At 33.6% G+C, this 13,581-nt stretch carries 12 protein-coding genes; 11 read left to right on the top strand and 1 reads right to left on the bottom strand.

Annotated features, from left to right (window positions below):
- Positions 1–12 precede the first annotated feature (12 nt).
- The 9 genes from trpB (at position 13) to AC1Q5Z_RS16500 (ending at position 9,730) form a co-directional block, all read left to right on the top strand.
- On the top strand, positions 13–1,194 hold the full coding sequence (gene trpB / locus AC1Q5Z_RS16540; protein ID WP_132989783.1) for a tryptophan synthase subunit beta: 1,182 nt from the start codon (positions 13–15) through the stop codon (positions 1,192–1,194).
- Positions 1,195–1,274: 80 nt separating this feature from the next.
- A complete protein-coding gene (locus AC1Q5Z_RS16535) occupies positions 1,275–1,595 on the top strand; it encodes a gamma-glutamylcyclotransferase family protein (protein ID WP_198856641.1) in 321 nt (106 codons plus the stop codon).
- Positions 1,596–1,601: 6 nt separating this feature from the next.
- On the top strand, positions 1,602–2,339 hold the full coding sequence (locus AC1Q5Z_RS16530; RefSeq protein WP_343585293.1) for a carbon-nitrogen hydrolase family protein: 738 nt from the start codon (positions 1,602–1,604) through the stop codon (positions 2,337–2,339).
- 155 nt (positions 2,340–2,494) lie between these two features.
- Positions 2,495–3,256 (top strand): tryptophan synthase subunit alpha, encoded by a 762-nt coding sequence (gene trpA / locus AC1Q5Z_RS16525; protein WP_492445968.1) that lies wholly within the window; start codon positions 2,495–2,497, stop codon positions 3,254–3,256.
- A gap of 103 nt (positions 3,257–3,359) precedes the next feature.
- Entirely contained in the window at positions 3,360–4,976 is a 1,617-nt protein-coding gene (locus AC1Q5Z_RS16520; protein ID WP_492445966.1) for a M1 family metallopeptidase, read from the top strand.
- Between the two features lie 131 nt (positions 4,977–5,107).
- Positions 5,108–5,737 (top strand): TetR/AcrR family transcriptional regulator, encoded by a 630-nt coding sequence (locus AC1Q5Z_RS16515; RefSeq protein ID WP_198856645.1) that lies wholly within the window; start codon positions 5,108–5,110, stop codon positions 5,735–5,737.
- Positions 5,727–7,046 (top strand): TolC family protein, encoded by a 1,320-nt coding sequence (locus AC1Q5Z_RS16510; RefSeq protein WP_198856646.1) that lies wholly within the window; start codon positions 5,727–5,729, stop codon positions 7,044–7,046. The genes AC1Q5Z_RS16515 and AC1Q5Z_RS16510 overlap by 11 nt, the downstream gene beginning before the upstream one ends.
- A 12-nt stretch (positions 7,047–7,058) precedes the next feature.
- A complete protein-coding gene (locus AC1Q5Z_RS16505; protein ID WP_198856647.1) occupies positions 7,059–8,138 on the top strand; it encodes an HlyD family secretion protein in 1,080 nt (359 codons plus the stop codon).
- Between the two features lie 5 nt (positions 8,139–8,143).
- Positions 8,144–9,730 (top strand): MDR family MFS transporter, encoded by a 1,587-nt coding sequence (locus AC1Q5Z_RS16500; RefSeq protein ID WP_198856648.1) that lies wholly within the window; start codon positions 8,144–8,146, stop codon positions 9,728–9,730.
- 142 nt (positions 9,731–9,872) lie between these two features.
- Here AC1Q5Z_RS16500 and yaaA read toward each other — a convergent pair whose 3' ends face one another.
- Entirely contained in the window at positions 9,873–10,631 is a 759-nt protein-coding gene (gene yaaA, locus AC1Q5Z_RS16495) for a peroxide stress protein YaaA (protein ID WP_488754408.1), read from the bottom strand.
- 465 nt (positions 10,632–11,096) lie between these two features.
- On the opposite strand from yaaA, the gene AC1Q5Z_RS16490 reads away from it, so the two are divergent.
- Both AC1Q5Z_RS16490 and AC1Q5Z_RS16485 read left to right on the top strand, forming a co-directional pair.
- Positions 11,097–12,530, top strand: a complete 1,434-nt coding sequence (locus AC1Q5Z_RS16490) for a CCA tRNA nucleotidyltransferase (protein ID WP_343585282.1) — start codon at positions 11,097–11,099, stop codon at positions 12,528–12,530.
- Between the two features lie 15 nt (positions 12,531–12,545).
- On the top strand, positions 12,546–13,571 hold the full coding sequence (locus AC1Q5Z_RS16485) for a COX15/CtaA family protein (protein WP_492445963.1): 1,026 nt from the start codon (positions 12,546–12,548) through the stop codon (positions 13,569–13,571).
- Positions 13,572–13,581: the final 10 nt, after the last annotated feature.

Raw genomic sequence — 13,581 nt, 5'->3', positions numbered from 1 at the left:
AATTTAAATAAAATGAGTTTTAACGTTAACGAAAAAGGATATTACGGAGAATTTGGAGGAGCTTACATCCCTGAAATGTTATATCCAAATGTAGAAGAACTACGTCAGAAGTATTTAAGCATAATGGATGAACCAGATTTTAAAGCTGAGTTCAATCAATTGCTTAAAGATTACGTTGGACGCCCAAGTCCGTTATATTTTGCAAAACGTTTGTCTGAGAAATACAACACCAAAGTTTATCTAAAAAGAGAAGACTTAAACCATACCGGAGCGCACAAAGTAAACAATACTATCGGACAAATTTTACTTGCAAAACGTCTAGGCAAAAAAAGAATTATTGCCGAAACTGGAGCTGGCCAACATGGTGTAGCAACAGCAACAGTTTGTGCTTTGATGGGAATTGAATGTATAGTTTACATGGGAGAAATCGACATTGCGCGTCAGGCTCCAAACGTAGCGCGTATGAAAATGTTAGGCGCAGAAGTTCGTCCAGCGCTTTCAGGCTCTAGAACTTTAAAAGATGCTACAAACGAAGCAATCCGTGACTGGATCAATAATCCTGTTGATACACATTATATTATTGGATCGGCAATTGGACCGCATCCTTATCCAGACATGGTGACACGTTTTCAGAGTATCATTTCGGAAGAAATTAAATGGCAATTAAAAGAAAAAGAAGGACGCGAAAATCCTGATTATGTAGTGGCTTGTATTGGTGGAGGAAGTAATGCTGCAGGAACTTATTACCACTTTTTACACGAACCGGAAGTTGGAATCATTGCAGTTGAAGCAGCTGGAAAAGGAGTTGATAGCGGTCATAGCGCAGCAACAAGCAAATTAGGAAAAGTGGGGGTTATTCACGGCTGTAAAACGCTTTTAATGCAAACTCCAGACGGACAAATTACAGAACCATATTCGATTTCTGCAGGATTAGATTATCCAGGAGTTGGACCTTTACATGCACATTTGGCGCAAACAGGAAGAGGTGAGTTTTTCTCTGTAACTGATGATGATGCAATGAATGCTGGGCTTCAATTGACAAAATTAGAAGGAATTATTCCTGCGATCGAAAGTGCACACGCTTTTGCAGTCTTAGATCAAAAGAAATTTAAACCTACAGATGTTGTTGTAATTAGTCTTTCTGGGCGTGGAGACAAAGATTTAGATAATTATATAGATTACTTTAAATTGTAATAAAAATTGTAATTTGGGCGTTCAAATCCCGATACTTATCAGGAGACTGTACGCTAACAAATAAAGAGAAAATCATAATTATGGAACTATTATTCTCATACGGAACATTAAGATCGAAACAAACTCAGATGCAGATTTTTAATAAAGTTTTAAGTGGAAGTCCAGATCAAATACTGGGTTTCAAACTTAAAAGTTTACAAATTGAAGAAGAATTTGGAATGGCAGATTATGTTGTGGCTGTGCCAAGTGAAAATTTGGAGGACATTATACATGGTGTTGCTTTTGAAGTTTCTAATCCAGAATTGTTAAAAGTTGATCAATTCGAGTCTAATTCATACAAAAGAGTGCAAGTCAAACTTCAATCAGGAAGAACGGCTTGGGTATATACTGAAAATAAATAATTAAAAATGATTTTAGCGGCAGCGCAAACAAAACCAAAACGAGGAGATATATCTGCTAATTTACTGAATCATTATCAGCTTATTGAATTGGCTGCCGAAAACGGCGCTAATTTAATTGCGTTTCCAGAATTATCAATTACAGGCTACGAAAGAGAAAATGCAGAAGCATTGATCTTTACAGAAGACGATTATAGAATTGATCATTTAAAAGAATTATCGGTTAGAAATAACATTGTTATTATAGCTGGAGCACCAATTAAGATAGATTCGAAATTATATATTGGCGAATTTATTATAGCTCCAGACGATTCGGTTTCAATTTATACCAAACAGTTTTTACATGAAGGCGAAGATGAATTCTTCGATTCGACATTCGATTTTAATCCGATGTTAACTATAGAAGATCAAAACATTTCTTTTGCAATTTGCGCTGATATTGACAATCCTTTACATCCTGAAAATGCGTCCAAAAATGATACCGATATTTATGTAGCAAGCATTTTCTTTTCGCCAAACGGGATTCCAAATGCTTATAGAGATTTACAAAATTATGCTGAAAAACATAAAATGAATGTTTTAATGTCGAATTTTAGCGGAGAATCTTGGGGATCGCCTTCTGCTGGACAAAGCGCTTTTTGGAATAATAAAGGCGAATTAATTGCGCAAATGAATGATTCTGACTCTGGATTATTATTGGTTGAAAAAAAAGGTGATGATTGGGAAAGCCAAATCATAAAATTTTAAATAAAGTATGCCGCAGATTAAAGGATTTTCACAGATTAATTATTAAAGAGAAACAACCTTTAATTTAGAAATCATTTAAAATCCTTTAATCTGTGGCAATACAAATAACATGCCTACAAGGTTTTAAAAACCTTGCAGTAGAAAAACATATAAAAATGAACAGAATAACTCAAAAATTACAAGAAGATAAAAAAATCCTTTCGATTTACTTTTCTGCAGGATATCCTAACTTAAATGATACTGTGCAGATTATTCAGGATTTAGAGAAAAACGGAGTAGATTTAATCGAAATCGGACTTCCTTTCAGTGATCCTTTGGCAGACGGGCCAACCATTCAGGCGAGTTCTACACAGGCGCTTCATAACGGAATGACAACTCAAATCCTTTTCGATCAGCTGAAAAACATCCGCGAAAGCGTAAAAATTCCGTTGATTATTATGGGATATTTTAATCCGATGTTGCAATACGGCGTTGAAGCTTTTTGTGCAAAATGTGCCGAAATTGGAATTGACGGTTTAATTATTCCTGACCTTCCAGTTGATGTTTATGCAGATGAGTACAAAGCGATTTTCGAAAAATATGGTTTAATTAATGTGTTTTTAATTACACCACAAACTTCAGACGAACGTATTCGTTTTATTGACAGCGTTTCAAACGGATTTATCTATATGGTAAGTTCAGCAAGTGTTACAGGATCTCAATCTGGTTTTGGAAATACTCAGGAAACTTATTTCGAAAGAATTGCGGACATGAATTTGAAAAACCCTCAAATTGTTGGTTTCGGAATTTCGAATAAAGAAACTTTCAATCAGGCAACTAAATATGCAAAAGGTGCAATTATCGGAAGTGCTTTTATTAAACACTTAGCAGAAAACGGAAGTGGGAAAATTGCTGAGTTTGTTGGAGAGATTCGATAAATAGATGTAAATTACGCGGTATTTCAATCTTAGAAACCGTGTTATGCAGCAATATTCATTTGTGAAAGTATTCTTCATACTTATTATAAATTTAATGTTTTGTATGGTATATGCGCAAGAAAACATAGCATTGCATATACCAACAAAACAAGACACTTTAAATGGTTCGATAACTCCTGAAAGAATCTGGTGGGACATTCAGCATTATGATCTTACTATAAAACCTGATTACAATAACAAAACGATATCAGGAAAAAATACAATTGAATATACTGTCGTTAACAAAAAACATTCTGATTTAATGCAGATTGATCTTGTTGTTCCTTTAAAAATTGACAGTGCTTTTCAGAAAGGAAAAAAGATCGATTATACTCAAAATGAAAACATCTGGTATATAAAACTGCCTAAAAAGCTACTTTCAAAGAAAAACAAACTAACTATTTATTATTCTGGAAAACCAACAGAGTCCATTAAACCGCCTTGGGATGGTGGTTTGGTTTGGGCAAAAGACTCTTTAAACCGTCCGTGGATTTCTGTGGCTTGCCAATATAAGGGTGCAAGTTTGTGGTTTCCTTGTAAAAATGCTCTCTATGATGAACCAGATAAAGGTGCAAGAATAAATATTATTGCTCCTAAAAATCTAATAGCTGTTTCAAATGGCCGTTTGACATCAAAAATTACAAATACAGATACTACTTCGACTTTTACATGGGAAGTTAAGAATCCTATAAATCATTACGGAATTACATTTTATATAGGCAATTATATCAATATCTCTGATACATTTCAAGGCGAAAAAGGAAATTTGAGCATGGATTTTTGGGTACTTGACTACAATAAGGAAAAAGCACTAAATCATATGATTCCGGAAGTTAAACTAGCAGTAAAATCTTTAGAGCATTGGTATGGACCTTATCCTTTTTATGAAGATAGTTTTAAGATGGTTGATGCCCCATATATAGGAATGGAACATCAAAGCGCCATTGCTTATGGCAGTTCATACAAAAAAGGCACAAATAAAAAAGGAGGCGATATTTCGAATACTGGCTGGGGCAAAAAAACAGATAAAATAATTGTTCACGAAATAGCGCACGAATGGTTTGGCAATACTGTTACTGCAAGTGACATTGCCGATCGATGGATTCAAGAAGGATTCGCTGGTTTAGCCGAAGAACTTGTTATAGCAGATATATGTGGAAAACAAGCTGGAAACGAATTCATGAACGGAAGATTTAGAACAATCGAAAATGATAAACCCATTATTGGCCGATATGGCATAAATGAAGATGGCAGCAATGATAATTATATTAAGGGCTGGGCCGTTATGCACATGATTAAAAACATAATAAATGATGATTCAAAATTTCGAAAAATAATTCGTGATCTCACTCATGATTTTCATAATAAAACGGTTACAAGTAATGAAATCGAATCATATTTAAATTCAAAATCAGGAATTAGCTTTACCTTTTTGTTTGATCAATACTTAAGGACAAATAAAGTTCCTATTTTAGAATTCAAATACAAAAATGAAGAATTGAGCTATCGTTATATTGACTGTATTGAAAATTTTTCTATGCCAATTAAAACTAATTGGACAGGAGAGAATTTTATATATCCTTCGACATTCTGGCAGTCAATAAAAGTAGAAAACAAAGACACTCTTCAGGAATTAAAAATAGATTTAAACTTTTATGTAACACTTAAAAAAGTCGATTAATCCCAACAATAGAGCACTTTTTAATCCATAGACCTCGAAAACGCTTTATGTTAATATTGTGTTAAAATAAAATTAAACAAGTGTTTAAATTAAACAACTGTTTAATTTTGCATCCGATTAGAAACACTATCATGTCAAACATCGAATTAAACGATAAAAAAATTCAGATTCTAAACGTCGCTGAAAAGCTTTTTTCTGAGAAAGGATTTGAGGGTACATCGATACGGGATATCTCCAAAGAGGCAAAAATTAATATTGCCATGGTGTCGTATTACTTTGGTTCAAAAGAAAGACTTCTGGAAGCTCTAATTTTCTACAAAACGGTTGATTTAAAATTACAACTTGAAAATTTATTGCAGGAAAATCTACAACCGCTTGAAAAAGTCAATAAATTAATCGAAATTTACATTAACAGAATTTGTCTTAACAAGGGGATTTACAGAGTTTTACATTTTGAACTTTACAATAAAAAAAGAGAAAAAAGCCTTCAAGCTTTTACAGAATTAAAAAAAGGAAACTTAAAATCTGTCGAAAGTATTATCAACCAAGGTCAAGCTCAAGGCGTTTTTAGAAAAGATATTAATATCCAACTTATAACACCGACGATTATTGGAACCTTTTTTCATTTCCACATGAATCGCTCTTTCTTCGAAGAATTATTGGATTTAAAAACAGATGAAATGTTTAACAATTACATTAAAAACGATCTTACAAAGCACATTCAACAAACTATAAAAGCGCTACTTGTTTATGAAAATTAGTCAATTAATGCTCTTTGGAGTTTTCTTCATCGGAATATCTTCAGCAGAAGCACAAGAAAAAACAAGTTTAACCTTGGGCGAGGCCGTACAAATGGCTTGGGAAAAGAGTAACGAAGTTACGCTTGCCAATACTAAGGTAAACACAAAACTATACGAGTTAAAAACCGTAAAAAACAATCAATACCCAGATCTTAAAATTTCTGGCCAATATCAGCGTCTTACCAAAGCGTCGATTGATATGCCAAATCAAGGCGAAAGCGCTTCTCTAGCTTCTCCTGACAGAGCTATGTTAGGAATGGCAAATTTAAGTTTACCGATTTTTGCTGGATTTAAAATTCAAAGCAGCATCGATGCATACGACAATTTGTACGAAGCTGAAAGTGCAAATGCTGCTAAAACAAAAGAAGATGTTGCTTTAAAAACAATCACTTATTATACGGCATTATACAAAGCGCAAAAAACTTTAGATGTTTTAAATGAAAACCAAAAAAGCGCAAAACAACGTGTTACTGATTTTACAGAGTTGGAGAAAAACGGAATCATTCCGAGAAATGATTTATTAAAAGCACAGTTGTTGGTTTCTAAAACACAATTATCTATTGATGAAGCCAATAATAACATTAATAATATCAATTACTACCTAACTACGTTGCTTAAATTAGATCCTAGCGTAAAAATTCAGGTAAACGAAGAAGATTTCTTTAATTTAAAAACAAGTAATGCTCCAACATCTGATGCTATAGCATTAGAAAATAGAAAAGATTTGGAAGCAGTTAGATTACAAGGAAAAGCTTCTGAAGCAAATATTAAAATAGCAAAAGCAGGATATTACCCAGCGATTTCATTGCTTGGTGGTTACACGGCATTAGATCTAAAAGATATTATTACTGTAAAATATGCTATGAATTTCGGAATCGGATTATCTTATGATTTATCGGGAATTCTAAAAAACAATGTGCATGTTAAAGAAGCAGAAAGCAGAGCTCTTGAAGTAAAAAACACTGAAGCTATTATGACTGACAAGATTAAGGTTGAAGTTCAGAAATCTATTGAAGATTACGACTTAGCAATCAATCAAAGTGTTGTTTATGATGAAGCACTTCAGCAAGCTGCAGAAAATTACAGATTAGTTAAAGATAAATTTGACAACGGTTTATCTGACACTAATGATTTGGTAGAAGCGGATGTAGAACATTTAAACGCCAAAATTCAAACTGCTTTATCTAAAGCAACAATTATTCAAAAATATTACGAATTACTTTCAGTATCAGGACAATTATCACAATCATTCAATCTTTCTAAAATATAATCGATAGCTCTCATGGAAAAGAAAAAGACAAATAAAAAATTCATCATCATACTAACCGTAATGGTTTTATTGGGAGGAACTTACGGAATATCAAAATATTTACACGGTCAAGCTCACGAAGAAACAGACGATGCTCAGATCGAGAAAAAAATGAATCCAATTATCCCAAGAGTTTCAGGATATATTAGCAAAGTTTATGTGAAAGATAATGATTATGTAAAAAAAGGAGATACTTTATTTACTATCGATAAGAGAGATTATCAATTAAAGATTGATGAAGCTAATGCTGCATTATTAGGAGCTGAAGGTCAATACGAAGCTGCAAAAGCTGATATTGGAAGTGCTTATGCAAGTATTTCTGTTTCAGACGCTCAAATGAGATCTGCGAGCGGTTCTATCGAAAGTGCAAAAATTAGATTGAGACAGCTTACAAACGATTATAACCGTTACAATAACCTGTACAAAACTCATACTATTACAAAACAACAATATGAGCAGGCGTTAACAGCAAAAGAAGAGGCAGAAAACCAAGTACGAGTTTTAGAACAACAACAAAAAGCTACTTCTTACCAAAAATCTGTTATTCAGTCAAAATCTAAAGTTTCAGACAAACAAACAGAAGTTGCAGCGGCAAATATCAAAAAAGCAAAAACGATGCTTGATGTTGCTCACTTAAACCTTTCTTATACTGTAGTTACAGCTGCTATTGACGGTCAGGTTTCTAAAGTTGATATTCAGCCAGGACAATTGGTGCAGCCAGGACAATCTTTATTCTACATTATTAATAATAACGAAGCTTGGGTTGTGGCTAACTTCAAAGAAACACAATTAAACAAAATGGTTGTGGGACAAAAAGTAAGCTTAAAAGTTGATGCTTATCCAAACTATGAATTCAAAGGAACTGTAACATCATTTTCTCCTGCTACAGGATCTCGTTTTTCATTATTACCTCCTGATAACGCAACAGGAAACTTCGTAAAAACAATTCAAAGATTACCAGTAAAAATTAGTATAGACGAATCAAACGATCCTGAAAAAGTAAAACTTTTAAGACCAGGTATGAACGTTGACGTTGATGTACATTTGAAATAAGATAAATGGCAACAGCAGTACAAGACGACGATTTAGTAGAATACGGTTTCAGACGTGTTATCATTACGATTACAGCAGTGCTTTGCGCACTGTTGGAAATTGTAGATACAACGATTGTAAACGTAGCGCTGACAGACATGCGCGGAAGTCTTGGAGCTACCTTGACCGATGTGGCATGGGTAATTACAGCATACGCAATTGCGAATGTTATTGTAATTCCGATGACGAGCTGGCTATCACAGCAATTTGGAAGACGTAATTATTTTGTGGCTTCCATTATAATATTTACAGTCTGTTCTTTTTTGTGTGGTAACGCCACAAATATTTGGGAACTTGTAGCCTTCCGATTCGTACAAGGTATGGGTGGTGGAGCACTTCTAGTAACAGCCCAAACGATCATTACAGAAAGTTATCCTGTAGCAAAACGTGGAATGGCGCAAGCGATTTACGGAATGGGTGTAATTGTTGGTCCAACTTTAGGTCCGCCTTTGGGAGGATATTTAGTAGACAATTACTCTTGGCCTTATATTTTCTACATTAATATTCCGTTAGGAATTATCGCTACAATTTTGGCTTTAACATTCGTTAGAAGTCCGAAATATGGAGAAAAATTAAAAGCCAATCAGGTTGACTGGTGGGGAATAATCTTGTTGAGTACCTTTATTGGTTCTTTACAATTCGTTCTAGAACATGGGCAGCAAGACGATTGGTTTAACGATTCTTTAATCGTAACCTTAAGTGTTGTAACCGTTCTTGGATTGGTTTTATTTATATGGAGAGAGCTTACTTATAAATATCCAATTGTGAACTTAAGTGTTCTAAAAGATGGAAACTTAAGAATTGGAACCATAATGTGTTTTATTCTTGGTTTTGGTTTATACGGTTCAACATTGATTATCCCGATTTATACGCAATCTATTTTAGGATGGACTGCAACTGATGCAGGTTTATTATTAATTCCAGGATCTATTACAACAGCATTCATGATGCCATTTGTTGGAAATATGATTCAGAAAGGTGTACCACAAGGTTATATGGTTGGAGTAGGATTTTTGATTTTCTTCTTCTTTACCTTTATGATGTATAGCCGAATGACACCAGATACTGGGGTTGAACATATGTATTGGCCTTTAATTTTAAGAGGTATTGGTTTAGGATTGCTTTTCGTTCCTATTACAACACTTTCTCTTTCTACTTTAAAAGGAAAACAAATTGGTGAAGGAGCTGCATTTACAGGAATGATGCGTCAATTAGGCGGATCTTTTGGTATTGCAATTATTACTACTTTTATCACTCGTTTTAGCCAGTCTCATAGAGTAGATTTAATTAATAACCTAGATCCTGCTAAGTTTGACGTGCAGCAGCGCATTGCAGGAATGCAGCACGCATTTATGGCAAAAGGATATAGTGCAGATGTTGCCTTGAAAAAAGCGTATCAAGCCATAGAATATTCAGTAATGAAACAAAGTACTGTAATGGCTTATATGGACATCTTTCTTTATCTAGGAATTATGTTTTTATGTTGCATACCGATTATTCTCTTTATTAAAAAAGGGAAGAACAAAATTAGTGCAGCCGACGCAATGCATTAATGATAATAGATTTATAATACGCATAAACGCCGAATTCTTAGTTGAATTCGGCGTTGTTTTTTTATTCTTATTTACCAAAGAATTTATTTTAAAGAGGAGTTAAAAAACTCAGAATCTTAGCAACTTAGAATCTTTAAAAAAATTATCTTGTAAAAACTAAATGATTTCCTTTAGAAAGATTTGCATCAAACTGATACCCTTCGTAATTAAAACCTTTTAAATCATCTATAGTTTCAGCATTGGTATCGATAATATAACGAACCATCATACCTCTCGCCTTTTTCGCGAAGAAACTAATCATTTTTAGTTTTCCATCTTTGTAATCTTTAAAATCTGGAGTAATTACTGGAACTTTTAGAGCTTTTACATCAACAGCCGAGAAATATTCATTACTCGCTAAATTCACGAATAATTCGCCTTTTTTCAATTCTTTGTTTAAAGCTTTTGTAACCGTTGGCTTCCAGAAATCATGTAAATTTTTAGATTCGCCAACCGGCATTTTGGTTCCCATTTCCAAACGATAAGCTTGCATTAAATCAAGCGGTTTTAAAAGACCGTAAAGTCCAGATAAAATTCTTAATTTATCTTGCAGAACATCTAATTTTTCTAAGGGAATTGTATAAGCGTCTAAACCTGTATAAACATCTCCATCAAAAGTATAAACCGCAGGACGTGCATTTTCTGGAGTGAAAGGTGTTTTCCAATCCTGATTGCGTTTCCAATTTAAATCGGCTAATTTTTCTGAGATTGACATTAGTTCTGATAATTCAGAAGGCTTTTTTGTTTTTACTACTTTATGAACCACTCTTGCTTCTTTTAAGAATGAAGGTTCTGTATATTGAGATGTTGGTAATTCTTTTTCGAAATTCAATGATTTCGCTGGAGATATAACAATTTTCATGTGTGCTTTTTTCTATGATTCAAAAATACAAATTGAATTTCTAAAAACAGATTATCGCAATTGATTTGTTTTATTGGGGTATAGATTTTTTTCTGCCACGAATTGCACGAATTTCCACGAATTATTCTTTTGCGCAAATTGTTATATTTTTTTGCCACAGATTAAAATGATTTACACAGATTTTCTTAATCTATTACTATTTTTTCTGCCACGAATTGCACAAATTTTCACTAATTAAAAATCTTTTTTAATCCTTTTAATCTGTGGCAGAAAAATAAATTCGTGGAAATTCGTGCAATTCGTGGCAACCATTCTCATTTTAATAAAATTCTGCACGACAAAATGTGAAATTGTTCAAAAAAGTGAGCTCTAGATTATAATAGGCATTTTCTATGTTGTAAATTTGCATGCATTTCATTTCTTAGAAATTTGAAATTGCATTTTTACTCAATAATTAGTGAATTCGTGGCGATACAAACAAATTATAAAACTGCTTTACAAAACAAAATCTTCGATGTTATTTCGAAAGCTTCTCAGGAATTAAAAGTTGACTCTTATGTGATAGGAGGATTTGTTCGTGATTTGCTTTTAAACCGAGGTTCTAAAAAAGACATTGATGTTGTTGCAGTTGGAAGCGGCATCGAATTGGCTCTTAAAGTTTCCGATTTACTTCCGAACAAACCAAAAGTGCAGGTTTTTAAAACTTACGGAACTGCAATGCTTCGTTTTGAAGATACTGATATCGAGTTTGTTGGTGCCCGAAAAGAATCTTATACCCGAGACAGCCGAAATCCGATTGTTGAAAATGGAACTTTGCAAGACGACCAAAATCGTCGTGATTTTACCATCAATGCCTTAGCACTTTCTTTAAACCAAAATAATTTCGGAGATCTTCTAGATCCGTTTGACGGATTAACCGATTTAGAAAACAAAACGATCAAAACGCCTTTGGATCCAGATATTACCTATTCTGATGATCCTTTACGTATGTTGCGTGCGATTCGTTTTGCGAATCAATTGAATTTTGAAATTGAAGAAAATTCACTAAATGCCATCACCAAAAATGCTGATCGCATCAAAATAATTTCTGGGGAGAGAATCGTTGATGAGTTAAACAAAATTCTCATGACCGATAAACCTTCAACAGGATTTTTACTTTTATACAAAACCGGACTTTTAGAACTAATCTTACCAGAATTAACAGCGTTGAATCAGGTAGAAGAAATTGAAGGCCATACACATAAAAATAATTTTTACCATACGTTGGAAGTTGTCGATAATATTTGCCCAAACACAGATGATGTTTGGCTTCGCTGGTCAGCATTACTTCATGATATTGGAAAGGCACCAACAAAACGTTTCACTAAAAAACAAGGATGGACTTTTCACGGTCATGAATTCTTAGGCGGAAAAATGGCTAAGAAAATTTTCGAACGTTTACATATGCCTTTAAACCATAAAATGAAATTCGTTCAGAAAATGGTTATTATGAGTTCACGTCCGATTGTTTTGGCACAAGATATTGTGACTGACAGCGCGGTTCGCCGTTTGGTTTTTGATGCTGGCGAAGATGTAGAAAACTTAATGACTTTGTGCGAAGCGGATATCACAACCAAAAACCCATCGAAATTCAAGAAATATCATAAAAACTTTGAAATTGTCCGCAAGAAGATCGTTGAAGTAGAAGAGCGAGATCATGTACGTAATTTTCAACCACCAATTACGGGAGAAGAAATTATGGAAATATTCGACTTAAAACCTTCACGAGAAATCGGAATTTTAAAAGAAGCCGTGAAAGAAGCTATTTTAGAAGGTGATATTCCGAATGAATATCAAGCTGCTTATGATTTTGTGATTAAACGAGCTGAAAAATTAGGCTTAAAAAAAGTTGAGAAATAAGTATTATTTAATAAAATGAAAAAAGAGAATAAATCAGTAATCATTTGGTTACTATCGGGCTGTGTTTTATTATTTTTAATGGTTGTCGTGGGCGGAATTACACGTTTGACCAATTCAGGTTTATCTATGACTGATTGGCATTTAGTAACCGATACCTTTCCACCTTTAACAGAAGCAAAATGGCAGGCTGCTTTTGACGAATATAAAAAGTTTCCTGAGTATCAGAAAATCAATATTCACAATGATTTTCAGTTAGCCGATTATAAATTCATCTATTTCTGGGAATGGTTTCACCGTTTCATTGGTCGTATTATTGGCTTGGTTTTCTTTGTGCCGTTTGTTTACTTTTTAGCAAAAAAGAAATTAGATACTCCAACCATCAAAAAATGTATCATTCTTTTGGCAATGGGAGCTTTCCAAGGATTTTTAGGATGGTTTATGGTAAGAAGCGGATTAATTGACAATCCAGATGTAAGCCACTTTAGACTTTCTTTGCACTTAACTTTTGCTTTTATCACATTTGCGTATACGCTTTGGGTTGCACTAGATTTGATTTATCCAGAAAGAAATATCAATAAGATTTTACCTCTTAGAAATATCGCTCGTTTTGCTTTAGCTGCTTTATTAATCCAAATTATTTATGGCGGATTTGTAGCGGGATTGAATGCGGGATTAATCCATAATCATTGGCCTTTAATGAGCGACGGAGAATTTATTCACGAATCGGTTTTTATTGAGCAATCTTCTTTAATAAAAAATTTAATTGAAGGAAAAAGCGGTGTTCAGTTTGTACACCGAACTTTTGCTTATGTAGTTGTAGCGATTATTCTTTTTCTTTTCTTCAAAAGCAAAAAATATACACTTACACATACTCAATCAAACGGAATCAAAACTTTAGTTGTTTTTGTTTTCATTCAGTTTTTATTGGGAGTTTTCACTTTATTATACAGCGTGCCTTTGGCTTTAGGATTAATTCACCAAATTATGGCGTTTTTTCTTTTAAGTGCTATGACGTATACATTGCATAGATTAAGCAAATAATATTTAAAAA

The sequence above is a fragment of the Flavobacterium sp. GW823-FHT06G12 genome, from assembly GCF_058794775.1.
The sequence above is the reverse complement of the archived record's forward strand: the minus strand, read 5'-3'. Positions and strand labels throughout refer to the sequence as shown.